Source organism: Rahnella sp. PAMC25617 (genome assembly GCF_050606005.1).
GTDB lineage: Bacteria > Pseudomonadota > Gammaproteobacteria > Enterobacterales > Enterobacteriaceae > Rahnella > Rahnella variigena.
This window is the reverse complement of record NZ_JBOCUM010000154.1, coordinates 1-310: the sequence shown is the minus strand read 5'-3', so window position 1 is coordinate 310 and position 310 is coordinate 1. Positions and strand designations below refer to the sequence as shown.

Annotated in this window: 1 protein-coding gene; it reads left to right on the top strand. The window is 55.2% G+C overall.

The window, feature by feature from the left end:
• A partial coding sequence (locus ACM615_RS24060; protein WP_431012656.1) for an ABC transporter substrate-binding protein occupies positions 1-310 on the top strand: 310 nt, incomplete at both ends.

Below are 310 nucleotides of genomic sequence, written 5' to 3'. Positions count from 1 at the left end.
CGATTGACCAGTCAGGCTGGGAAGATTATTGGCAGAAGATCAACACCGGTCTCGTTTCCGGCAACAGCGCCGATGTCTTCACGAGCCACCTCGCGTACTACCCCGAGTTCGTGTTGAACGATCAGATCCTCCCCCTCGACGATTACATCAAGGCTGATGGAGTCGACACCTCGATCTACCAAGACGGACTCGTTGATCTGTGGAAGAGCCCCGAGGGCGTTCAGTACGGACTGCCTAAAGACTTCGACACAATCGCACTCTTTTACAACCAGCAGTTAACGGATGCCGCGGGAATCGCAGCCGAGCAGCT